Genomic DNA, 22,660 nt, shown 5'->3' with positions numbered 1-22,660 from the left:
TGACAGGAAAAAAGCTATGCCGCCAAGCGGATTCTGACTAAGACCAATATCGCTATGCCGTGATAGCCGCGGCGCTATGCGGCCCGCTGGCAGTCCAGTCCCAGTCGACGATCGTGCTGCGCAGCCCGCGGGCGGCAGGCGAAAGGTGGTTGCCCGCGCCCCAGTACAGAGTGAGCGTCCGGCGGCAGTCCGGGCTGTCCACGGCTATCCAGGCGGCGGCCGAGGTGTCCGGAATCGAGCGCTTGGCGAGGTCGGGGACAAGGCCGATGCCGAGGCCCGCCCGGATGAGTTCCGCGATGGCGCTCAGTTCGTCGCCCTCGTAGACGATCTTCGGGGCGAGGTCGCGGGCAGCGAAGAGCCGGTCGAGAAGCCGGCGATGCCAGTGCCCCTTGCCGGCGGCGATGAAAGGCTCGCCGGCGAGTTCGTCGACGGTCACCGAAGTCCGGCCGGCGAGCGGGTGATCGAGCGGGGTGACCAGCCAGACCGCCTCGTCCAGCAGCGGGACGGCTTCGAGGCCGTCGGCCGGGATCGGCTGGGAAGCGACGCAGAGGTCGACGTCCTGAGCGAGGAGGCGGCGCGCCATCTCCGCGGCGGGCAGCTGGTGGAGTTCGACGTCGACCCCGGGATGGGCTTTCTTGAAGGCCGCGAGCGGCCCGATGAAGGTGAGGAAGGTTTCCGAGGCCAGCCGCGCGGTGCCGAAACCTCCGCTGGCGGCCTCGGCGACCGCCCGCCTGCCCGCTTCGAGTTCGCCGAGCGCGCGTTCGACATGGTCCCGGAAGAGCTTTCCGGTGTCGTTCAGCCGGAGCCGGCCGGCCCGGTCGAAGAGCGGAGTGCCGAGTTCGTTCTCCAGCCGGGCGATGGTGCGGCTCAGCGACGGCTGCGCGACGCGAAGTTCGTCCGCTGCCTGGCTGAGGTGTTCAAGCCGGGCCACCACGAGGAACTGCCTGAGCATGTTCAGGTCCATGGCCCTCTTCTTCGCCTGCCGGGCATGCATAACAGTGCCGCGCTATCGAGCTGATCCAAGATAGCGCAGGAGTTATGCGCAGGCGGCGTCGGAACCGAGGCGGCGCCGCGGGGCACGGGCGATCGCGGCGACCTGGTATCCCGGTGCGCGGGTCCTCACCCATTGTTCGACGTCCGGCCCGCCGCGGGCGAAGGCGGCGGTCGCGAACACGTCGGCCCACAGCAGGCTGGGGCCGGTCACGGTGATCGAGAGCAGTTCGGTGGGGCGGGTGCCGTCGTGCGGGTCGAAGATGTGCGCGCCGCGGGCAGCGGTTCCCGACGTCGCGACGCCGCCGGTGCGCAGCTCGACGACGGCGAGGAAGCCAGCTTGGCCGCCCGGGTCTTCGATGCCGATCCGCCACGGCGGCGCGTTGTCGGCGGCGATCCGGGCGGTGATGTCGCCGCCGACGTTGAGGTGATGGTCGAAGCGGGGCAGGCGGGCGAGGCGGGTGGCGGCCCGTTCGGTGGCCCAGCCCTTGACGAGCCCGGACGGGTCGAACCCGCCGGGCAGCCACGCGTCGAAGTAGCCGTCGGTGCGTTCCCGTGCTTCTTCGCAGAGCGCGACGACTTCGGCGAGCCACGGGTGCCACTGGCGGCGGGGAAGTTCGCCGCGGCGCAGGGCGCTCACCTGGCTGTCCGGACGATAGGTGCTGAACAGCTCGTCGATCGTTCGCAGGTGTTCGAAGACCGCCGCGACGGCAAGCGGGATCGCCGGCTCGGAATCGAGGCGCGGGCCGCGGAGGTGAAGGCTGGCCTGGGTGCCCATCACCGGCTGGGTCCAAGCGCGGCGCTGTGCGGCGGTCATCGATGGGCCTGGTCCAGAGCCGACTGCAGGGACTGCTGATAGCCCTGCGAGGTGTACGTGGCGCCGCTGACGGCGTCGATCTGCGCGCTTTGGGCCTGCACCGCCTCCTGGTTGAGCTCCGGCACGGCCTCGGAGTTGATCCGGACGTCGCGTCCGCTCTCCTGCGGGTACACGACGGCTTGGGAGTCGGTGATCTTGCCGCCGGCGTAGGAGATCCGGACCTGGACCGGGCCGTACGGGGTGTCGGCGGCAGCGCCGGTGAAGGTCCCGCCGGCTTTCCCGGCCGTGCCGCCGGCTGCCGTGCCGGACGGCGGGACCGCCGCGGCGGGAGACGGCAGCGGGCCGCTGGCGGGCCGCACGGCCGCGACCGGGGTCCGGTCGGTGCTGGTGCGGTAGCTGAACAGCAGCACGATGACCGAGACGGTCGCGGCGATCGCGATGGCGATCTTGCGCATCGGGGTTCCTTCCTACCAGCCGAACAACTCGGAGTGGGCGCGGTCGGCGGGGACGCCGGCGCGGCGCGCGCTTTCGAGCACCGCGGCGGTCCACGCGTCCGGGCCGCACACGTAGACGTCGCGGCTGGCGATGTCCGGGACGAGGTGGCGGAGCGCCTGGTCGTCCGGCACCGGGGCGTACCCGGCGGGCAGCCACGACCTGCGGTTGCGGGAGCGCCGGCCGAGCAGGTAGTGGATCCGGATGCCGCGGCGCAGGGCCAGGTCTTCCAGCTCTTGCCGGAACAGCAGGTCCGCCGGGCGGCCGGCGCGATAGAACAGCACGGCTTCCCCGGGCGCGAACGGCAATTCTTCCAGCAGTGCGCGCAATGGCGTGATCCCGATGCCGGACGCGAACAAGGCGAGCTTCCGTCCTTTTCGGACGGTCGCGGTCAGCCGGCCGTACGGGCCTTCGAACAGCGCGGGCGTGCCCGGTCGCAGGCTTGCCAGGCGGCGGCTGCCCGGGCCGAGGGCCTTGGCGGTGATCCGCAGCCGATGCCCGTCGGGCGCGGCGGAGAGCGAAAACGGCTTGCCGCGCGTCCAGCCCGGCCCGCCGAAGAACCGCCAGACGAAGAACTGGCCCGCGGTCACCGGCAACCGGTCGAGTCGCCGGCCGCGCAGATACACCGAGACCACCCCGCGGCCCTCCCGGACGACCTGGTCGACGACCAGCCGGTGCCGCAGGTTGAGCCACCCCGGCAGGCCGACCCGGAACACGAGGACGGAGGCCGCGGCCACCGCGTAGGCGGTCCACCAGAAGGCGGTCGCGACGGGGGACGAAACGAAGTCGGCACCGGTCCACAGCTGGTGCGGCAGGGCGAGCCCGGCACCGAGGTAGGCGTAGAGGTGCAGCAGGTGCCAGGACTCGTAGCGCAGCCGGCGGCGCGCCGCGCGCACCGACGTTGCCGCGACCATGCCGAGCGCGGCTGTTCCGGCGGCTGCCAGGAGCATCCCCGGATAGGTCGTCACGAGCTGCCACGCCTCGCCCAGCAGGCCGGAGCGATCGGCTTGGGCGTAACCGAGGGTGATGAGCACGAGGTGGGCGGCGAGCAGGACGATCGAGCCGAACCCGGCGATCCGGTGCCGGCGGGCGAGGTCGTCCTGGCCGTAGCTGCGCTCCACCCACGGGATCCGGGCCATCAGGAGCAGTTGCAGGAGCAGCAGGTCCGCGGACAGCAGGCCGGTCAGCCGGCCGGTCGAGGTGAAGAAGTCGGTGCCGAGGTCCTGCAGCCCGCGCCCGGAAACCCAGAGCGCGACGACGAACAGCACGCTCGCCCAGGCGGTGAGCCCGGCGGCGTCGCGCCACCAGGGACGGACGGCGGGCCGCGCGACGCGGTGCGTGACGATCGTGGCGGTCATCGAGCTCCTCGGGATGATTTCCTGGTGATTCCACCCTTTCCGAAGGCGGTTAGCGGGTGATGTGACCAAGGTGAGAGTTGGGTTAGAGAAGATCGATGCGGAGGGTGAACCCGGCCACAGCGGCGGTACCGGCCCGACCGTCCGGACGACCGCTTCCATCGCCTGGCCCGCTGTCCCGAAAGTCGTGAAGGGAACATTGAGGGACTCAGAGTCCGTCAATGTTCCCTTCACGGACAGCTAGCTCTCCGATGTCCAGACAGCCAGGCGCCGGCTATGCCCGGGATGCACGGCCGCGTCCGGGCCGGCATTTCCCCCGGTGCGGCGGGGTGTCTAGCGTAGGAGCCGAAGCAGACGACGGAGAGGAGGTCGACATGAACAGCTCGCTGACCGCGCTAGGCGGCGGTTCGCCAGTGTTCGCCGCGCCGATGGCCGGCGGCGGCACGACTCCGGAGCTGGTCGCCGCGGCGGCGCAGGCAGGCGGATTCGGGTTCGTTCCGGGCGGCTATCTGACGGCCGACGCGTTCGCCGACCGGCTCGCGCGGGTGCGGGCGCTGGGGATCCCGTTCGGTGCCAACCTGTTCGCCCCCACCCCGGTCCCGGCCGACCCGGCGGCCTACCGCCGCTACCGCCAGGAAATGCAGGCCGAAGCGGACCGGTACGGCATCCGGGTCGACGACGTCGAGCCGACCGAGGACGACGACCACTGGCAGGCCAAAATCGACCTCCTGCTGGCCGAGCCGGTGCCCGCGGTCAGCTTCACGTTCGGAATCCCCTCCGCGGCGGTCATTGCGGAGCTGCGCCGAGCGGGCACGATCGTCCTGCAGACCGTCACGTCCGCCGGCGAAGCGCGGCTCGCCGAGGCGGCCGGGGTCGACGCGCTCGTGGTCCAAGCCGCCGCGGCAGGCGGGCATTCCGGCACGCTGACCCCAGACCGGCTTCCGGACGAGACGCCGTTGCCGCTGCTGCTGGCCGAGGTCCGCGCCGCGGTCGGGCTGCCGCTCGTCGGCGCCGGCGGCATCGCGACCCCGGAGGCGGTCGACGCGGCGCTCGCGGCCGGTGCGGAGGCGGTCGCGGTCGGGACTGTGCTGCTGCGTTCGCCGGAGAGCGGCGCGTCCGCACCGCATCGGGCCGCGCTGGCCGATCCGGCGCGGCGGGAGACGGTAGTGACGCGGGCGTTCACCGGACGCCCGGCACGCGGGCTGCGCAACGAGTTCACCGACGCCCACACCGCGGACGCTCCGGTGGGGTATCCGGCGGTGCACTACCTGACGAGCCCGATTCGCAAGGCGGCAGTGCGGGCGGGCGATGCGGAGCGGGTCCACCTCTGGGCTGGCACGGGCTGGCGGCACGCGACCGAGGAGCCAGCGGCCGACATCCTTGCGCGGCTTGCGGCGCATCAGTGAGTCCGGCGGGCGTGCGCCTGCGCTGAGAACCGCCGCGATCGTTTCCGCGATGATGCGGGCCGGGCAACGGGCGTGATCGCCGACTTCCACCGGATCCGCGGGCTGGCTTTGGGCGCGCCCGCTGAGCCGGGCCCGCACTGTCCGCAGTGGACAGTGCGAGCCCGGCGGGGGAGATCGCTATCCGACCGAGTTGCTGAAGATGTCGGTGTTTCCGGCCGTGGCGATCGGCTGGGACATCCCGTAGAACGGCGTGAACTCCGAACCGCGGTTGGCGAGTCCGGTGTAGTCGCCCAGGAAGTAGCCGCCCGCGTCCGGCGCCGTCGTGTAGTCGAACGAGCCGGTGGTGGTCAGCCTCGTCTGGCCGTCCGCGGCCCAGGCCGATTGCGTGCCGCAGTCAGCCGAGGCCGAGTGGCAGTGCACGACGTAGGAGTCGGTCAGCCCCGGCTTGGCGGTCGTCGCGTTCTGCAGGTCGTAATAGGTCACTGCGACCGTTCCGTCCGACGAGACGTGGACCTGCGGCACGAACGCCGCGGTGGCACCGGGCGACTGGTCGATCCGGATCGTCGGGCTCCAGGTGAGGCCGCCGTCGGTCGACTGGGCGAAGGCGACCTTCGACGTCCCGCTGGCGAACCGGCCGTCCTGCCACACCGCGTAGATCGCGCCGGTCACCGGGTTGACCGCGAACTCCGGCAGGTCGTCGGCGGAGCGGACCGCGTGCCCGGCGATCGTCACCGGCGCCACCTGCTGCACGTCGATCCCGATCGCGCCGGACCAGGTCGCGCCGCCGTCGGTGGAGCGGATGATCGCCGCGGTCGAGGTGGAATTTCCGGCGCAGTGCTGGCCGCCGTGGGTGTAGGGGCAGACGCCGCCCTTGTTGGTGATCAGGTCGAAGCCGTCGATCAGCACGCCCTTGGCCGGACCGGCGGTGGGCACGACGATCTGGTTGCCGATGGTCTGGTCGTTCTGCCCGGGGTCGAAGATGATCCGCCCGGTGCTCCAGGTCGCGCCTTTGTCGGTGGTCGCGGAGAAGTAGGACGGTCCGCGGTAGGCGATGCTGTGCAGGTAGGCGTCCGGGTTGGCATGCGACTGCGGGGAAACCAGCTGGTCCCACGTCGCGTAGGCGCGGTTGGCGTCGAACGGGTCGCCGGTCACCGATTCCTTGTCGTTCAAGACTGTCGTCGACCGGTCGAGCCGTGCGGTGACCGGCTGCTGCCAGGTGTCGCCGCCGTCGAGCGAGCGGCTGATGACGATCGAGCTGGCCCCGCCGAACGCCGGGCCGCCGGAATCGAACGAGTCGGCGATCGAGTAGACGACCTTGCCGTCCGCGGAAAAACTGATCCACGGGTCAGTCGACCGCATGAAGTAGCCGGGCGAGCCGGTGGCCGCGCCGGCGCAGCGCGAGAACGCCGGCTGCGTCGAGGCCAGCTGCCAGCTCGCGCCGCCGTCGTGCGACACGACGTTCGTGAGGCCGTTGGAACCGCCGTCGTTCCAGCGGTCCTGCTGGAACGAACCGACCAGGTGCGTCGGGTCGGTCGGATCGGCGGCGATCTGCGGCTCCACTTCGGACCCGCCGTAGTTGACGCTGCCGGCGGCGGTCTGCTGCGCGACCAGCGCCGAACACGCGTTGCCGAGTGGCTTGTCCGGTGCCTGGACGGGCGCGGAGGCCGTGAGCGTCGCGGCGGACGCGAGGCCGGATCCGGCCAGGGCGGCGAGGACGCTGGCGCTCAGCACGAGCGCTCGTCGGGAGGAACGAGATGCGGTCATCGTGACTCCTGTCCGTGGGACGGAACGCCGGACCCGCGGGGTCCCACGGCGGTCGCGGGCCGTGCTGGAAGTCGTCCGATGCACGCGCGTGTTACGGCGTTGCGCCGAACGGGTGGTGGAACACGGGAGAGCCGCCTCGGAAGCCGGGACGGCCCTCCCGTGGCCGGGGGGATCAGCTGAGCGTCAGAGCCGTGTCGTCGAGGCAGAACGACGTCTGCAAGCTCGAGTCCTCGGTGCCGGTGAAGGTCAGCGTGACCGTCTGTCCAGCGAACGCCGACACGTCGACGGTGCGCAGCTGGTAGCCGTTCGCCGCGTTCAGGTTCGAGTACGTCGCGAGCTTCGTCGAACCAGCCTTGACGGTCAGCGTGTCGTACGCCGTCGAGGTGGTCGTCTCGGCGGTGTCGACATGCAGGTAGTACGACAGCGTCGCGTGGCATCCGGACGGGATGGTCACCGACTGCGAAACCGTGTCGGTGTGCGAAGAGCCGTAGCCGTCGAGGTAGGCGAGGTAGGTGCCGCTGTGCGGCGCCTCGCCGGAGGACGAGTCAGTGACGACGCCGGACGACGCGGTCCACGGGCTGGTTCCGGTCTCGAAGCCGGGGTTGCCGAGCTTCTGGCCGGAGCAGGAGCCGCCGCCGGTCGGGGCGATCGTCCAGCTGAACGTGGTGCTGCCGGTGGCGCCGGAGGAGTCCTTGGCGGTCGCGGTCACCGAGTAGGTGCCCGCCGTGCTGGGCGTGCCGGAGACCAGGCCGGACGAGCTGATCGACAGCCCGGCGGGCAGGCCGGACGCGGTCCAGGTGTAGCCGCCGCTGCCGCCGGACGCCGACAGCTGCAGGTTCGCCGCGGTGCCGACGACGCCGCTCTGGTTGCCCGGGCTGGCCACCGTGACCCCGCCGGCCGAGGTGCCCGCGGTGAACGCCGCGGTGCCGTTCGGGGTGCCGAGGCCGGTCGGGCCGTCCCAGCCCGCGCCGGCGTTGCACTGCACCGCCGTCGAGCAGCTGCCGTTGCTGCCCGAGGTGACGTCGTTGAGGTTGCCGGTGTGCGAGTACGGGTAGGCGGCCGGCGTGTCCGACGAGCCGGGGTTGCCGGCGAGCGCGTACACCGAGGCGATGATCGGCGCGGACGCGCTGGTGCCGCCGTAAACGGCCCAGCCGCTGCCGCCGTAGGTCTGGTAGACCGCGACGCCGGTCTGCGGGTCGGCGACCGCCGAGACGTCCGCCGCGGCCCGCTTGCCGCAGCCGGTCGTCACGTTCTGGAAGGACGGCTTGACGACATAGGCCGAGCAGCCGCTGCCCGCGCCGCTCCACGCCGTTTCGCCCCAGCCGCGCGCGCTGCTGTTGCGGGTCAGCGAGGTGCCGCCGACCGCGGTGACGTACTGCGAGGAAGCCGGGTAGCTGATGCCGTAGCCGTTGTCGCCGGTGCTCGCGGTGATCGCGACGCCGGGGTGGTGGAAGTAAGTCGAGTCGGACGTCGGTTCGGTGCCGTCCTCGGCGCCGCCGTAGCTGTTCGAGACGAACTTGGCGCCCATGGACACGGCGGTGTTCACCGCGGTGCCGAGGTCCGCCATGCTCGGCTGGTTCGCCTCGACAAGCAGAATGTGGCAGTTCGGGCAGATCGCCGAAACCATGTCCACGTCGAGCGAGATTTCGCCGGCCCAGCCGGAATCGGCGGTCGGCAGCGGGCTGGCCTGCCCGTTTTCGTTCACCTTCTTGAAACAGCCGTTCGCGGTGGTGCACGAGGGCAGTCCGTAGGCGGAACGGTAGCTGGCGAGATCGGATTCGGCATTCGGGTCGTCGTTCGAGTCGACGATCGCCACGGTGGCCGAGGAACTGCCGCCGGCGGTGAGGTTGTACGCCGAGCGCAGGTCCGACGGGCCGAACCCGCTCGGCAGAGCGCCGGGCGAAATCATGGCGTGCATGGTGTCGGTCTGCCGCTCGGCGAAGCAGGTCACGAAGCCCGGCTTCACGTTTTCGTTGCAGACACGGGCGGTCGGGTGCACCGCGGCCGGCGAGGCGAGCGCGGGCAGCGCGGAGGCGGTCAGCGCCAGCGCGGCGAAGCCGGCCAGTGCGAGGAGTCTTCGAGGGGTACGGGCCACTTTTCCTCCCGGGGGATTTTCGGCGAACGGCGGTGGCGTTCGACGCCCCGTTGTCTACAGTTCGTTCGGCCCCGGCGGTGACGTGCTGGTGCCACTGGCGCAATGGTGTCGGTTCGTCCCGGTGGAGGTGCCTCCGAATGGTTCCCGAAGCAACCGGCTATTTGATGACTCTTGGCCTCAAACCGGACGAAGCGGAAATCTATCTGGACCTACTTTCGTCGGGCCCGATCCGGGTCGAAAAGCTCGCCGAGGACACCGGCCGCGAACTCGGCGAAGCGTGCCGGCTGCTCGCCGCGCTGACCGCGGTCGGCCTGGTCGGCGCGGTGGACGGCCCCGGCTCGCCGGTGTCCGCGCTCCGCCCGGAACCGGTGCTGGAAGTGCTGAGCCGCCAGCGCGAAACCGAACTCGTCCGCGCCCGGCTGGCGATGACCCGGCTGTACGAGCAGTTCCGCCGGCCGGTCCGGGAAGACACCGGCCCGATGATCGAAACGGTGAGCGGGGCCGCGGCGGCCGAACGCGTGCGGCAGCTGGAACGGGCGGCGCGGCACGAGGTGCGCGGCCTGGATTCGCCGCCGTACTACGCGGACGCGGACGCGAACGAGATCGAACTGGAGAATCTCGGCCGAGGCGTCCGCTATCGCGCGGTCTACGGCCGGCTCGCGGTGGAGCGAGCGGAGTACGTCGCGGAAAACATTCTGCCGTGCGGGAAACGCGGCGAGGAGGCGCGTGTCCTGCCCGAGGTGCCGGTGAAGCTGTTGATCGTCGACGACGATTGCGCGGCGCTGTCCGGCGCGGATCGCACGGTGCTGCTGATCAGGCCGGGCGGCCTGCTCGACGCGCTGACCGGGCTGTTCGACATGTGCTGGCAGATGGCACTTCCGCTGGGACTGTCCAGCGACGGCGAGGGTGCCCCGATCCGGCCCAGCGAACGCCGGCTGCTGGGCTTGCTGGCGGCCGGGCTGACCGACGACCAGGCCGCCCGGGTGCTCGGCGTGAGCAGGCGGACGATGTTCCGGTACCTGGAGAACCTGATGGCTCGCACCGGTGCGGCGAACCGGTTCCAGCTGGCCCTGCACGCGACGCGCAACGACTGGCTGCCCGTCGCGGCCGAGCCGGGCCAGGCGCCGGTGCGGTCAGTGCCGTCCTGAAGACGGGCCGGGCTCAGCCGCCATCTCGCGCACACTGTCGGCTGCCAGCCGGAGGCAGCCGGGGGTACCGGGGTTGAGCAACAGGTCGGTGTCGGGGTACCGGTCCATCAGCTGCAGCAGGTCCGCCGGGGTGGCCGGAAGCCAGCCGTCCGCGCGGACGCGGCGGCGGTGCGCCGGTGCGGTCGTGACGAGCAGGCACGGGATGTCGTCCGGGGACGGGGCGACGATCGGCGTTTCCGCGCGGTCGAGTGCCACCGCGAAGGGCGACTCGCGGAAGGCGGCCGCCAGCTGATCGAAGCCGGCCGCTCCGCGGGCGGTCAGGCGGAGCACCGCGTCGAGCGGGTCGGCTGGCGAGTCCTCGGCGGCCGGCGCGTAGCCGGGGTTGGGCTCGAACCGGCTGACCGAACCGTCCTCGCCGGCCAGCCAGCCGCCGACGACCGCTTCCGGCGGCGGGCTCGGGACCTCGGCGCCGTCCTCGGTTGAGGCTGGCCGCCACGCCGGGTCGACCAGCAAGATCCATTGGCGGTCAGGCATGGCCGGCACCTCCGGTGAGCTCGCTGGCCTCGCGCTCCAGCTCGGCCAGTTCGGCCGCCCGGCGGGCGGAGGCCGCGCGTTCCTGTTCCGCGTAGCGGCGGATGTCTTCGGCGGTGTGCCAGCGGTCCAGCCAGCCCAGGCCGACGACACTCAGCCGGCGCAGGACCGAAAGGGTCTCGCGGGTCTGGGCGAGCCCGTGGTCCGCCGTGCTGCGCAGGGCGGCGCGGAATACCTCTGCGGGCAGGCTTTCCGCCGACAGAGTCCGGACCGCCGCCGCCAATTCCCCGGCGTGCTGTTCGGGATCCGGGCTGGACGCGGTCCGGGCGATCTCGTCCAGCAGCACCTCGGGATCGGCGAGCAGGCCGTCCAGTGCGCCATGCCGGTCCAGCACTTCCACCGCGCCGGCGAGGCCGCTGACGTCCGCGCCGTCGCGGGTGGCCGCGGCCAGGCTGGCGAGTACCCCGGAGGAGTTCGGGTTTCCCTTGCCCAGCAAGGTGTCGCTCACGCCGTGCAGCTGCAGCAGTGTGTGGTGTTCGGCGAGCTCGGCCGGGATCGGCGCGGCGGTGGTCGCTTCGATCGGCGGTCCGTCGGACGGCCGGAAAGACAGCCGCACCTGGCCATCGCCTTCGGCGGCCTGGATCTTCACCGGCACCTGGCGCAGCGCGTCCGGGCCGAGCGCGTCGGCCAGATGCGCGGCCAGTTCGCGGGCGGCCGCGGTAGCGTGCGCTCGCCCGTCCGGTCCGGTGCCGGTCACCTCGATCGGCGCGGTCGTGCCGGAACGGAGGGCGTCGGTCAGCTCGGTGAGCGAATCGCCGCCGAAGGTGGCGAAACGGCCGCCGTCGGTGACTGCGGTGAACCCGCGTGTCGAGCCGACCGCCTGGCCGAGCGTCGCGGATTCGCGGCCGAACAACGCGGGTTTCGTCGGAGCGTGCACAATGGACGGTCCGCCGAGTTCGCGGAGGGCACGCTGAAAATCGTGCGCGAGCCCGCCCGGACCGTCGGTCTGGCCGGTGCTGCAGGAAATCAGCGTGATCGAACGGGACTGCGCGAGCGGCGCGGATTGCGCGACGATGCGGGCGAACGCGTCGCCGTCCACGCGGACGGTGCGGCCGCCCAGCAGAGTCACCTTCACCGACTGCGGCTTGCCGTGCGCGAAGACGAACAGGGAATCGTCGTCCCACGGCGCGGCGGACAAGTCGGCCCACTCGCCGAAACGGCGTCCGTCGAGACTCGGGCTCGCTCCGGCGGCGGCCTGGCGCAGCAGCGGATTGATCTGCCGGCTCGTCGCCCCGGCCGGCAGGGTGGCGACGGTACCGGAATTCCCGGCCAGCCAGTCTCGTTCGATGCGCTCGGTGTTTTCGTTCGCGGGAAGGAAGGAAACGGCGCGGACCCGGCCGGAGCTGTCGGTGATCTGCCGTGCCTGGATCTCGGCCGAGCCGAAATCGTACGCGTTCTGGCGCGCAATGTCCGCAGTGGACACCACGCTGACGTCTCCGGCCTCGACGGTGCCGTCGTGGTGTTCGTCTCCGGCCGGGCGCGGCCACGCGTGCGCGGCGATCTGAGCGTCCGCTTCGGCCTTGGCCTGCCACCACGCCCGGCGAGCCTCGTCGGCCTTGTCCCGGGCCTGCTCGATCCGGGTCGCCGCGTCGTCTTGGCGCGCGGTCTGATCCGAATGGTTGTTGCGGTGTTCGTCCAGCACAGCAGCGATTTCCGCGGCGCGGTCCTGTGCTGCCTGCCGCTGCTGGACCAGGGCCGCCTGGTCGGTGCGGATCTGCTGTGCTTCCCGCTGCGCGTTCCAGGCCCTCGCGACCAGATCGCTTTGCTCGACCGAGCCCGGCTCTTCGCCCAGCGCGAGCGAAAGAATCTGGTCGTCGAGTTCGTTGAGCCGGGCGATCTCGGCGTTGCCCTCGCGCAGCGCCAGTCCCGCCGCGCGCGCGTCGTTCTCCGCGTTTTGCAGGGCTTGCCGCATCTGCCGCATCGGGTCGTTGTCGCCTGCGGTGAGGTGCAAGCCCCGCGCGCCGTCGGTCGCCGCGCGCGCGTTGTCATGTCCGGAAAGCCAGGCATCGTCGAAGTCGCGCTGTGCTTTCTCGAGCTCCTCTTCGGCGGTGCGCCATTCCTCGGCGGCTTTCTGCACCGCGTCCTGCGCCGTCGTCAGCGGTTCCGGCAACGGCTGGCCCAGCGACTGTTCGAGATCGGTGTCGCTCATCCGCGTCCGCGAGGACTGCGGCACCCGCACCTCGACTGCGGCGGTCTTGGCGCCGACCGTCGCGACGATCCGGTACTCGACGTCGAAGCCGACCAGGCCGGTGCGGCCCTTGTCCTTGCCGACCACGGACCGCTGCGCCGGGCTGGTGCTGGACGTCGGATCGGTCCGGGCGAGCGGGCCGCGCACGTCGAGCCCGCCCCAGGAATGGGCGTTGCGGCCCGGATCGGTGATCCCGCCGACGCCGACGTTGCCCTGTCGTTCGCCGCTGACCGTCGCCTTGGCCTCGCCGGTGAAGGTCGACGAGGACTGGTCGGAGCGCTCCAGTTTCACCGAATCGCTCAGCCCGCTCAGGTCCGGGCGCGCGACCCGGGTGTAGATCCGCACTGAAGCGTGGCCGGGCCCGGTCACCGCGGAGGAGTGCAGGTCCGGGGTCGAGAACGGCTTGGCAACCATGTCCGGCAGGTGCGCCTGGAGAGTCTCGTTGGTGATGGCGGACGAAAGCATGTTGTGCGCGCCGGTGCCCGGTGCGGTCAGCCCGTTGCCCGCGCCGGCCAGCCGCAACGCGCGGATCGCGCCGGCCCGCACGTCCGCGGCGCCGCGGACGCCTTCCACGACCGAAGACTTCGGCAGCGGGCCGAAACCCTCCCGCTGCCAGGATTCCAGCCGGTCCGGAGCGGCCTGTGCGGCGTCGAGCTCGGACGTCCGAGAACCGTAGAGCCGGGTGCGGTACGGATCGTCGCCGGAGATCTTCTGATCGTCCGCGGACGACTTCGACGTCACCGTCGCTTCCTGCGCGGCTACCGGATGGGTCCGGCCCTCCCCGGCGACCACCAGCTCGAAGCGGATCTGGTGCTGGTAGCGCGCCGACGGGCCACTGGACGAGGCGGTGACTGCCGTGGTCGAGGCGGTGTTCTCGACCGTCTGATCGGTTTTCGCCCGGGTCCCGGACACACCGAGGTACGCGCCGTCGTACCCGTTGACCTTCGGCTGGCTGTCCTGGAACAGGCCGCGACCGGCGCCGCGGAGCTGGCCGCCGTAGGACGAACCGTGCCCCGAGTTGCGCTTGTCCGTCCGGGACGCGGTGACGACGTGGTCGACCTCGCTGCCGTCGTGGCGCACGTCGAGGAACTGGGTGTCGACGATCTTCGCCGTCAGCAGCAGCTGGTAGTTGTCCGACCAGAGCCGGCCCGGATCCTGCGCCAGCAGCGAAACGCCGCCGTCCAGCGCGCTGTCCACCAACGACGTGACGGCTTCCGGGGACGCGGTGTCGAGGGTCCGCTGCAGGTTGTTCATCGAGTCGTCCAGCACCGACTTCGGCAGCAGCCGGTCGCCGAGCTTGCCGAGTTGCCCGCGCGCGTCCTGCACCAGTTTCGACAGATCGGGTGCGTCCTCCAGCACGGCCGCGCCGAGCGAGCTGGACTTGCCGCCGACCAGCGGCGGCGCGGACAGCGTGCCGGGGGTGGGCGTGCGCGGCTCGACCGAGGGCAGCAATCCCTCGGCGCGGGCTTCGTTCTCGGTCATTTCGACGAAGACCGAGCCGGGCAGGTGCACGTCCGCGCCGGCCCGCGTGATCGAGCCGTTGACCAGGCTTTCCTGGCGGCTTTCGGCGATCAGGCGGACGTTCGCGTCGTACTGCACCAGCACGGAGCGGCCGGTCGACGGCGTCCGGCTGGTGTGGTCGACGCTCGCGGTGATCTCGGCGGACGAGCCGGAGGAGCGCTGCCACGGGCTCCACTTCGCGGTGGCGGCGATCTGTCCCTGGCCGTGCGGGTCGCCGCCGTTGGGCCGGATCGTGACGCCGAGCTGCGCGTTGGCCTCGACGGACCGTTTGTGCGTGCCTTCGTACCCGGCCTTCGTGCCGCCGGAGTACGTCCGCTCGCCGCCGCCTGTCTCGGCCACCGCGACCAGTTTCGGGTTGCTCAGCGACATTCCCATGCCGAGCCCGCCGACCCGGTCGGCGACCCGGCGTTCGTGCCGGAACCCGTTCGCCCGCACGCCTTGTCGCAGCAGCTTCGGGGTCAGCCCGCGGAGGTTTTCCGGGGAGAACATCCGGTCGACGCGAGCGCGGGCTTCGCTGCCGGGCAATCCGAGCACCGCGTCGCCGCCCGCCGCGCGCTGCAACTGACGCAGCGCCTCGTCCCGTAACGCCTCGGTGTTCGCGAACGCTTCCACGTGCCGGAAGCTGGGCGTCGTCTGGTTCTGCTGCTGAGCCAGCAGGCTGTCGATGCCGGGGGTGTGAGCGGGCGAGTGCGAGACGATCCCGGGCTTGCCCGGGGCGAACTCCGCGGGATTCTTGGTCAGCGCCGCTCCGTCGTTGACCCACAGGTCGACCTTGCCGGAGATCTTGGGCAGCAGCGGGTCCCCGGTGCTGGCCACAGTGGACACCGTGGGCGTGACCCGCAGCGGCGAACCGGGGGTCAGCCGGCGCACCCACGGCCGGGGCCGGGTGTAGCTGGTGATCTCCACCTCGAATTCGACATCGTGCTGGAACACCTGGGAATCCGGGCTGCCGCCCTTGCCGGTCGTGGTGGTCACCGTCGGGCCGCCGGAGTTCTTCCAGGTCCGGTTGTCCGAGTACTGCAATGGGGTGACGGTCGGGCTGATCCCCAGATTCGCCACCGCCGAGGCCCCGGGGACGATGACCCGGCCTTCGATGCCCGCCGACCAGCCCCGCTCGGTGGTGGTCGCACTGGTCAGGGACGGGCTCACCTCGTTGCTGTTCTTGACCGAACGCCCGTCCGCCTGGCCGAGGTGCGTTCCCGGGCCGGGTTTCGCTTTCACCGTCACGTTGACGTATTCGTCGGTGAACAACCCGCTTCGCTTCAGCTGAGCCGAAACCCCTTGCGACAGCAGACTGTCCATTTTGCCCCGCAGCGAGGCGGGCGAGAACACCGAAGCGATCTTCCGCAGGTTCGCGAACCGATCGCCGACGTCCTGGCTGGACCCGCGGGCGTCGCCCTGGAACTTGTCCCAGCGGGGCAGGAACTTGTCGAAGCCAGGGAGATTCCGCAGCGCGTTCTCGATCTGCGGCTGCACCCGGGCCGCCGGTTCGAACGATCCGGCGCGCACGGTGCCCGCCGCCGCCGAGGCGGCGAGGTACGGCGGTTCGTACCGCGGCCCGACGTCTTTGAACTTCGGGCCGGTGTTCTTCGGGACCGGCAGCCCCTGCGCCTTGGCCTCCGGCAAGCCCATCCGCTGGTACGAAACGGCCGGTACGGTCACCTTCTCGCCGTTGGACGCGGTCACCTCGAGGTCGGCCGTCACCTTGTACAGGCCGATGTCGCCCTTCGCGTTCACCGCCGACTTGTTCGTGAAGCTCGTGCCGCTCGTGGACTGCTGGGTGACCTTCCGGGAGAAGCTGGCGCTGACCCCGGCGACTCCGCCGACCGAACCGGGCACCGTGGACCCGCCGCCGAAGATCGCGTTCACGTCGCCGCCGTATTTGGAGGAGACCGCGGTGCTCCCGCCGGTCACCGCGGAATCGTTGAACCGCAGTTCGCTGTCGCCGGGAATCGTGCCGAGGTACTCGACGTTCGTCGGCCGCACCTCGATCCGCACCGCGTCGCGGTGCGCGCCGTGCGGGCTGAGCAGGTCGTTCGAGACGACCGGAGTGCCCTGCATCGCGGTGCCGAGCACGCTGCGGACGCCGCCGCGGCTGAGGAAATCGCGCAGCGCGGTGCGGCCCGGCGCACCGAACTTCGTCACCGACGGGTGCAGGTTCTTGCTCACCTGATCGAAGAGCGCGTTCTCGTCGAAGTCCAGCGCTTCGGGAGAGAGGAACTCGATGTGCTTGGCCCAGCCGGGTTTCGGCTCGGCCCCGCCGGCGGTCTGCTCGTGTTTCAGGTTCGACAGGTCAGTGGAGAGCACGAGTCCGACCCGTCCATCCACAGTGGAGCCGACGAGTCCGCCGGTCTCGGTGCGCACGGTGATCCGGTAGGCGACCGGGACGTCGGCGCGCTGCATGTCGCCGGCCGAGCGGATCACCCGCTGTTCGGTGCCAGTCGTGGTGCCGGTGTGCTCTGCGGACGGGGTCGCCAGCTGCACGGTACCGCCGACCGAGGCGTACGGGCCGGCCGGGAACATCCCGAAGTACGAAGTGCCGACGGCGTTCGCGGTGGTGTCGGTGTTCGCTCCGGCGTGCGTGGTTTTGACCTCGTTCTTCACGTCGCCGATGGTCGGCTGCGGCAGTTTCGAGATCTGGTCCGCGGTGGTCGAGGCGAGGTCCGGGTCCGCGGTGACGTGCACCTCGTACCACTTCTCGCCGACCTGCACCATGGACCTGCGCCCGTCGCCGAGGAAGGACTCGAACTCCGGGCCGGACAACGATTCGGTGATCGCGTCGACACCGCGGGCCTTCGGCGGGTCCGACTGGCTCGGGTTCAGCCCGCGGAGGAGGTTTTCGATGGCGGCGCCGACGTCTTTCGCGCCTCGGACGTCGACCGGAACGATCGATCCGAGCGCCTTGCCGGTGCGGGCGAACTCGGGCAGCCGGTCGGCGAGCGGGCGATTGTCGGGTGTCTCCGCGGTGTCCTCGTCGGCGACGAGGACGGTGCCGTCCTGGTGGCCGACGAGCGGGTGGTCCTGCAGGCGCGCGGTGTTGGAGACGGATTCGAGCTGGCCGAGATCGCCCGGGGTGAGCCGGGAGTCGTGCCACGCGTCCGGCCCCATCACACCGGCCTGGTCTTCGCGGGGGAACAGCATTTCGTCGTTGCGGTAGCCGTCGCCGAGTCCGAGGAAGTGCATCAGCTCGTGCGTGACGCCGAAGGCGGAATCGTGCACATCCCAGTTGAGCTGGTTCGTTTCCGGGGCGTTCTCGTCCACCGCGGAGTCGTGCAGGTTCACCGGGATCCGGCGCGCCGGATCGGATTCCCAGCCGGTGTCGTCCGGGCGGACGTCGTCGGCGACCCGGACGTCGATGCCCACGTGCAGCTGGTCGCCGCCGGGCAGCCGCGCCGTCTGGTTGACCCATTCGTCGAGGTGGTTTCGCAGGTTCTGGACGAACTGTTCGCGCTGCTCCGGGGAAACTGAGCCGGACTGCGAGGTGAGGTCGATCGGAATGGTGTGCTCGCGCACCCACTGTCCCGGCGAGACCTCGAACCGGCGCACGTCGAACCGGATGTGCGCGATCGCCCCGGTGAGCTGCCCGCCGCGCAGCCCTTCGCGGTTCCCGGAGAATTGTCCGGCGATCTGCTTGCCCGGGTCGAACCGTTCCGAGGAAAACCGGGTGACCGGGGCGGAGTCGCGCCGGTCCTGCCAGTCCCGGGGCCCGGGCAGGTCTTTCGCACCGTCCGGCCGCGCGACCGGGCGCGGGTCCGAACCGGTGCGCGGCGCGGCGGAGGGCGTGTGCGCGGCCGGGTTCGGGGCGGTGTTCTGGGCGTTGCGGTTGGCGATGAGCGCTCGGCGGGTGGCGACGATCAGGCGGCCGAGTGTTTTGCCATCGGGTTGTTTGATTCCTTGGGTCAGCGTGGCTTTTTCGTCCTCGGACAGCCCGTTGGTGAGGTCGGGGAGCTGCTTTGGCGGGCGGGGAACCGGACCGCGCAGGGTGATGCCGTTGAAGGCGGCTTTCGCCGCGACCTTCGCCAGGTTCGGGTCGAGGGAGGTGTGCGCGCCCAGGTAGTGGCCGATCTGGTCGGCCCAGGTCGTTTCGTTCGCGTGGCTCTGGGCCAGCTTGCCGAGATTGGCCGGGTCGGTCCCGAGGTTCTGCGCGATGCGCGTGCCGTCGGTCCGCACGGCGAGCCCGCTGTCGAATTTCGCGATGGCTTGCGGGTGGTCGCCGTAACGCCAGTTCGGGTCGCGCTGGGACAGGACCGAATCGACCAGTCCCTGGCCTTCTTTCGCGCCGTAGTCGAACTTTCCGGTGTTCGGGTTCTTCGTGCCGAACGTCGCGTCGTTCTCGAGCTTGGTCCCGGCCAGCCGGACGAAGGTGTTCGGCTCCGGGAAGTACACCGAGCGGGGATCGACTCCGGCGAGCGCCTGCCGCACGTCGAGGTCGAGCCGGACCGCCTCGTTGGCGAGAGCGCCGTCGTCCGGACGGACTTGGTAGCCGCCGCTGAGCACTTCCGGCGGGCCGTCCGGGTTGTCGTGCACCGCGGTGGTGGCCGCGTCGAAGAGGGGGCCGTGGGGAGTGTCGAGCGACTGCACGTCGGCGTCGCCGGTGTGGAGGTAGACCTCGGCGTCGCCGCCCGCGTCGCGGATCTTCCCGGCCAGCTCGCCGACGACCGGATTGCGTGCGATCGTCTCGCGGATGCCGCCGTAGGGGATGCTCTTCTGGTCGAGCGCCGAGGTGGTCGGGTTCTTCCAGGTGAAGCCGACGACCGCCACCGGGAACCGGTTGTCCCAGCTGCTCTGGAACTGCTGGATCTTCTGGCTGATCGCGTTTTCCGAGCCAGGGGTGCCGTTGAGCCCGATGACGAGACCGAACCGGCCCCGCGCGGAATCCCCGGCGAACCCGGTGGAGTACTTCTCGGCGAGCGCGCGCAGGTCGTCGCCGATCGTCGCCGGGACGGTGGCCACGACGCCGATGCCGTTCCGGTTGTCCGGGGTGCGGGCGCCGAGGTCGCCGATGATGCCGCTCTCGCGGACGATGGTGTAGGAGAAGTTCTGGTGGTGCTGGGCGAAATCGTTCTTGCCGCCGACAGCGGGGGGCCGCTGCCCCGCGTCGGCGGCGGGTTTCTTCGGCGCGGCGACCGGAGTGTGGAGACTGTGCGGCTGGGGCCGGGCGGGGGCGGGGACCGGCGTGGCGGCGAGGGGTTTCGCCGGAGCCGGTTGTCGCGGTCCAGCCGAGCCAGGGGCGGGTTTCGGGCCGGTGGTGGGCTTGGCGGCGGAGGTGGGTGCGGAAGTTGGGTTGGTGGAAGGTTTAGCGGCGGAAGTTGGGTTGGTGGCGGGTTTCGGTCCCGGTGCCGGGGCGGCGGACGGAACGAGGCCCGGCTTGGCGGCCGGAACGGGATTCGGGCTGGCAGACGTGGTCGGGCCGGGGTTCGCCCCGGGCGCGGGGCGAGTGTTCTGGCCACCGGCCGGCGGCGGGTTGCCGCCGCTGGACGGCGTCGGACGAACGGCGGTTTCCGGTGCTGGACTGGCCGGGCTGGTGCTCGGACCAGCCTGTGCGGTGCTCGGACTCGGCTGGCTGATGCTCGGCCCGGGTGGCGAGACCGGTTCCACGTCGGTGGCTGAGATGGGCCTCGGTGTGCCGGAAGCCAGACCAGGATTCGGCCCGTCGACACTGGTCCTTGGGCCGGAGTTGGACTCGACGCCCGCGACGCTGTCGGAGGTCGCCGGCGGCACTGCCTTGGACGACGTCCCGGCGGCGGGCCGCGCGTCGAGTCCCGGCTCGGTGTGGTTCGTGCCGGTCGTCGACGATGCGGGCCCCGAGTTGACGGCGGGGTTGGGAGCGGACCCGGTGTTCGCCCCCGGGGAGACGGCCGTCGCCGGGCTTGGCCGGACGGTCGAGGCGGTGTTCTGGCTCGGGGACAAGTTCGGGCCGGAGCCGTTCTGGCCGGGGGTGGTATTCGGACCAGGGCGCACGTCCGGAGCCGGAGTGCGGTCCGGGCTCGGACGGACCTCGGAGCCGGAGTTCCCGGATACGCCCGGGTGCTGGTCGGCGGAGGTGCTGGAATGCGGCGGCGCGGCGGGAGGCCGCGGAGCAACGTGGTCGGTCGCCGGGGCCGGCGATTCGTTTCCGAGCCGGGTGCTGCCGTGGTTCGGGGTGCTGTTTTGGCTGCTGTTGATGCCGGTGTCGTGATGCGGGGTGGGGTTTTGGCCGCTGCCGACGCTGATGTCGTGGTGCGGGGTGAGGTTTTCGCTGCCGCCGGCACCGGTGTCGTGATGCGAGGCGACAGGCGTGCCGGTCGCGGACAGTCCCGGCCCGGCGTGGTCGGCCGAGGCCGGCGGAGCGATCTGGTTCCCGGTGCCGCCGTGGTTGACGTCGACCGGCGATCCGGTCACCACGGAGTCCGATGTGGACGGTCGCGGGGCGGTGCCGCCGTTGGGCGCGGTTTCCGGTGCCGAGCCGGGACCGGTGTGCTGGCCGGGGTTCGAGACCGAGCCGGTGCGCGTGCTGGGGTCGGCGGAACTCGGGTCGGCGGCGTTCGAGCGAGGATCGCTGGCACCGGCGGACTGGCTGCCGTTGGAATCGACGGCGGGGGGAGTGGCGCCGGTGGTGTTTCGGTCGGAGCCGCCGGGATTTCCGGTGCCGGCGGAACGGTTGTCGCCGGGCTGGCCGACGTTGCCGGGGGAGCGGTTGTCGCCCGTCGTGGACGCGGGACCGCCCGGCGAGTGCGGGCTGGTTGCCGGGCCGGATCCGCTGGCCGGGCCGGATCCGCCAGCGGAGTGCGAGCCGCCGTTGGACGCGGGGGCGGCGGGGGAGTGCGGCCCGCTCGCCGGGCCGCGGCCGCCGGTCGGTGCGGACCCGTTCGGGCTGGTCGGATTGGCGCTGGTCGAGGGGTGGTTTCCGGCCGCTGGGCTGGAACCGGTTGCCGGGTGAGGTCCGGTGCCGGAGCCGGGGTTGCTGGCAGGTCCGGGGCTGGACGGCGAGTGGGCGCCGCCCGCTGGGTTGGATCCGTTCGCCGGGGCGGATCCGTTGCCGGGGCCGGGGTTGCTGGTCAGGTTGGTGCCGGGGGAGGAGTGGTTTCCGCCCGCTGGGCTGGATCCGTTCGCCGGGCCGGATCCGTTGCCGGAGCCGGGGTTGCTGGCAGGTTGGGGACTGGCCGAGGAGTGCGCGCCGCCCGCGGGGTTCGACCCGTTCGACGAGGAGGACCCGCTGCCGGACCCCGCCGCCGGATGTGCGCCTCCCGCCGGGCCCGACCCGCCAGAGCCCGCGCCGCCGCCGCTGTCCGAACCGCCGACCGGCGACGGCCCGGAACGGTCTCCGGGTCCTCCGGGAGCGACCGGCCCGTCCACCGGATTGACGTTGACCTTCCCGTCCCCGCCCGGATCGTTCGGGCCCTTGCCGCTGCTTCCCGAGTCCCCGCCGCCGTTCAGGTGGTCGTGGAGGTTCTGCCCGGCGTGGTGCGCGCCGTGTGTCGCCGCGCCGGTCAGGCCGCCGTTGAGGGCACCCCAGCCGAGGCTGTCGAGGTCGTTGCCGAACAGGCCCGCGCCGGACAGGCCGACTACGACCTCGGTGGCGGCTTCCACACCGGCCGCGCCGAAGACGTTGTGTCCCCATTTCCCCAGCCCGCTGTGCGCGCCCGCGGCGAACGCGCCGCCGATCGCGCCCAGCGCGGCGTTCTGGCCGATCTGATTCCAGTCGAAGCCGTCGCGGTTGCCTTGGGCGATCTGGATGAACTCGGCCAGCATTTCCTCGGCCGCCTCTTCGGCCGCTTCCTGTGCGGCTTCCCGGGCGACCCTCGACAGCAGGCTCATCAGCCGCGACATCAGCGACCGCTCGACCTGCATCACCGCGGTCCGGCCGGCTGCCCAGATGCCCGGGATCAGCGGGGCGGTGAACGGGTTCGACATCGCCCAGATCAGGTCGGCGGCGGTCACCGCGATCGAGATCAGGATGCCGTACTTCGCGTTTTCCACGTTCAGCGCGTATTCGCGCAGCGCGGCCGCCTGCTGCTGGGCGCTCGCCGCGTAGCCGGCGCCCATCGTGCTCAGGTTGTTCGCGAAGTTCGCGAAATTGGTCGCGACGTCGCCGCCGACGTTCGCGACCACCTGCTGCGCCAGCTGGCTGAACCCCTGGCCCGCGGCCGCGATCCGCTGCGCCGCCTGATCCCATTCGGCGGCCAGCTCGCGGGCCTTGTCCTCGTCGCCCTGCGGCCAGGCGTCACCCGCGATGATGTAGAAGACCCAGTTCAGGCTGGGGTCGACCATCAGGCTCATCGCGGGTTCACTTCCTTGCCGGGCGTGCGGACAA

General features: G+C 71.4%; 10 protein-coding genes. 2 read left to right on the top strand and 8 right to left on the bottom strand.

The window, feature by feature from the left end; genetic code table 11:
- Positions 1–52: 52 nt before the first annotated feature.
- From AMYBE_RS0117950 to AMYBE_RS0117935, 4 genes are all read right to left on the bottom strand, one after another.
- Positions 53–964, bottom strand: coding sequence for a LysR family transcriptional regulator (locus AMYBE_RS0117950; protein ID WP_020660776.1), 912 nt, complete (start codon positions 962–964; stop codon positions 53–55).
- A 72-nt stretch (positions 965–1,036) separates the two neighbouring features.
- The gene (locus AMYBE_RS41885; RefSeq protein WP_020660775.1) at positions 1,037–1,807 is read right to left on the bottom strand and encodes an FAD:protein FMN transferase; all 771 of its coding nucleotides are present in this window, start codon (positions 1,805–1,807) and stop codon (positions 1,037–1,039) included.
- Positions 1,804–2,262, bottom strand: a complete 459-nt coding sequence (locus tag AMYBE_RS0117940) for an FMN-binding protein (RefSeq protein ID WP_020660774.1) — start codon at positions 2,260–2,262, stop codon at positions 1,804–1,806. The genes AMYBE_RS41885 and AMYBE_RS0117940 overlap by 4 nt, the downstream gene beginning before the upstream one ends.
- Before the next feature lie 12 nt (positions 2,263–2,274).
- Positions 2,275–3,657 (bottom strand): ferredoxin reductase family protein, encoded by a 1,383-nt coding sequence (locus tag AMYBE_RS0117935; protein WP_020660773.1) that lies wholly within the window; start codon positions 3,655–3,657, stop codon positions 2,275–2,277.
- A gap of 371 nt (positions 3,658–4,028) precedes the next feature.
- On the opposite strand from AMYBE_RS0117935, the gene AMYBE_RS0117930 reads away from it, so the two are divergent.
- Positions 4,029–5,060 carry a nitronate monooxygenase gene (locus AMYBE_RS0117930; protein ID WP_020660772.1) on the top strand — a complete coding sequence of 344 codons (1,032 nt, stop codon included), beginning with the start codon at positions 4,029–4,031 and terminating at the stop codon, positions 5,058–5,060.
- A 177-nt stretch (positions 5,061–5,237) separates the two neighbouring features.
- Here the strand turns inward: AMYBE_RS0117930 and AMYBE_RS0117925 are convergent, their stop codons facing one another.
- Positions 5,238–6,824: a sialidase family protein gene (locus tag AMYBE_RS0117925; protein ID WP_027927770.1), complete on the bottom strand. Its 1,587-nt coding sequence runs from the start codon at positions 6,822–6,824 to the stop codon at positions 5,238–5,240.
- A 172-nt stretch (positions 6,825–6,996) separates the two neighbouring features.
- Positions 6,997–8,919 carry a putative Ig domain-containing protein gene (locus AMYBE_RS0117920; protein ID WP_020660770.1) on the bottom strand — a complete coding sequence of 641 codons (1,923 nt, stop codon included), beginning with the start codon at positions 8,917–8,919 and terminating at the stop codon, positions 6,997–6,999.
- 137 nt (positions 8,920–9,056) lie between these two features.
- Here AMYBE_RS0117920 and AMYBE_RS0117915 point away from each other — a divergent pair, with 137 nt between their 5' ends.
- Positions 9,057–10,067 carry a helix-turn-helix domain-containing protein gene (locus AMYBE_RS0117915; RefSeq protein WP_020660769.1) on the top strand — a complete coding sequence of 337 codons (1,011 nt, stop codon included), beginning with the start codon at positions 9,057–9,059 and terminating at the stop codon, positions 10,065–10,067.
- Here the strand turns inward: AMYBE_RS0117915 and AMYBE_RS41880 are convergent.
- Positions 10,053–10,601 carry a type VII secretion system-associated protein gene (locus tag AMYBE_RS41880; protein ID WP_020660768.1) on the bottom strand — a complete coding sequence of 183 codons (549 nt, stop codon included), beginning with the start codon at positions 10,599–10,601 and terminating at the stop codon, positions 10,053–10,055. The two genes, AMYBE_RS0117915 and AMYBE_RS41880, sit on opposite strands and share 15 nt — an antisense overlap.
- The gene (locus AMYBE_RS0117905; protein WP_027927769.1) at positions 10,594–22,626 is read right to left on the bottom strand and encodes a WXG100-like domain-containing protein; all 12,033 of its coding nucleotides are present in this window, start codon (positions 22,624–22,626) and stop codon (positions 10,594–10,596) included. The genes AMYBE_RS41880 and AMYBE_RS0117905 overlap by 8 nt, the downstream gene beginning before the upstream one ends.
- Positions 22,627–22,660: the final 34 nt, after the last annotated feature.

The sequence above is a fragment of the Amycolatopsis benzoatilytica AK 16/65 genome, assembly GCF_000383915.1.
Classification (GTDB): Bacteria; Actinomycetota; Actinomycetes; order Mycobacteriales; family Pseudonocardiaceae; genus Amycolatopsis; species Amycolatopsis benzoatilytica.
Note: the sequence above shows the minus strand (reverse complement) of the source record. Positions and strands in the feature narration are given on the sequence as shown.

Bases quoted from the DNA above. Each gene is read 5' to 3' on its own strand.
- AMYBE_RS0117950 (WP_020660776.1), bottom strand. From the start codon at position 964: ATGGACCTGAACATGCTCAGGCAGTTCCTCGTGGTGGCCCGGCTTGAA.
- AMYBE_RS41885 (WP_020660775.1), bottom strand. From the start codon at position 1,807: ATGACCGCCGCACAGCGCCGCGCTTGGACCCAGCCGGTGATGGGCACC.
- AMYBE_RS0117940 (WP_020660774.1), bottom strand. From the start codon at position 2,262: ATGCGCAAGATCGCCATCGCGATCGCCGCGACCGTCTCGGTCATCGTG.
- AMYBE_RS0117935 (WP_020660773.1), bottom strand. From the start codon at position 3,657: ATGACCGCCACGATCGTCACGCACCGCGTCGCGCGGCCCGCCGTCCGT.
- AMYBE_RS0117930 (WP_020660772.1), top strand. From the start codon at position 4,029: ATGAACAGCTCGCTGACCGCGCTAGGCGGCGGTTCGCCAGTGTTCGCC.
- AMYBE_RS0117925 (WP_027927770.1), bottom strand. From the start codon at position 6,824: ATGACCGCATCTCGTTCCTCCCGACGAGCGCTCGTGCTGAGCGCCAGC.
- AMYBE_RS0117915 (WP_020660769.1), top strand. From the start codon at position 9,057: ATGGTTCCCGAAGCAACCGGCTATTTGATGACTCTTGGCCTCAAACCG.
- AMYBE_RS41880 (WP_020660768.1), bottom strand. From the start codon at position 10,601: ATGCCTGACCGCCAATGGATCTTGCTGGTCGACCCGGCGTGGCGGCCA.
- AMYBE_RS0117905 (WP_027927769.1), bottom strand. From the start codon at position 22,626: ATGAGCCTGATGGTCGACCCCAGCCTGAACTGGGTCTTCTACATCATC.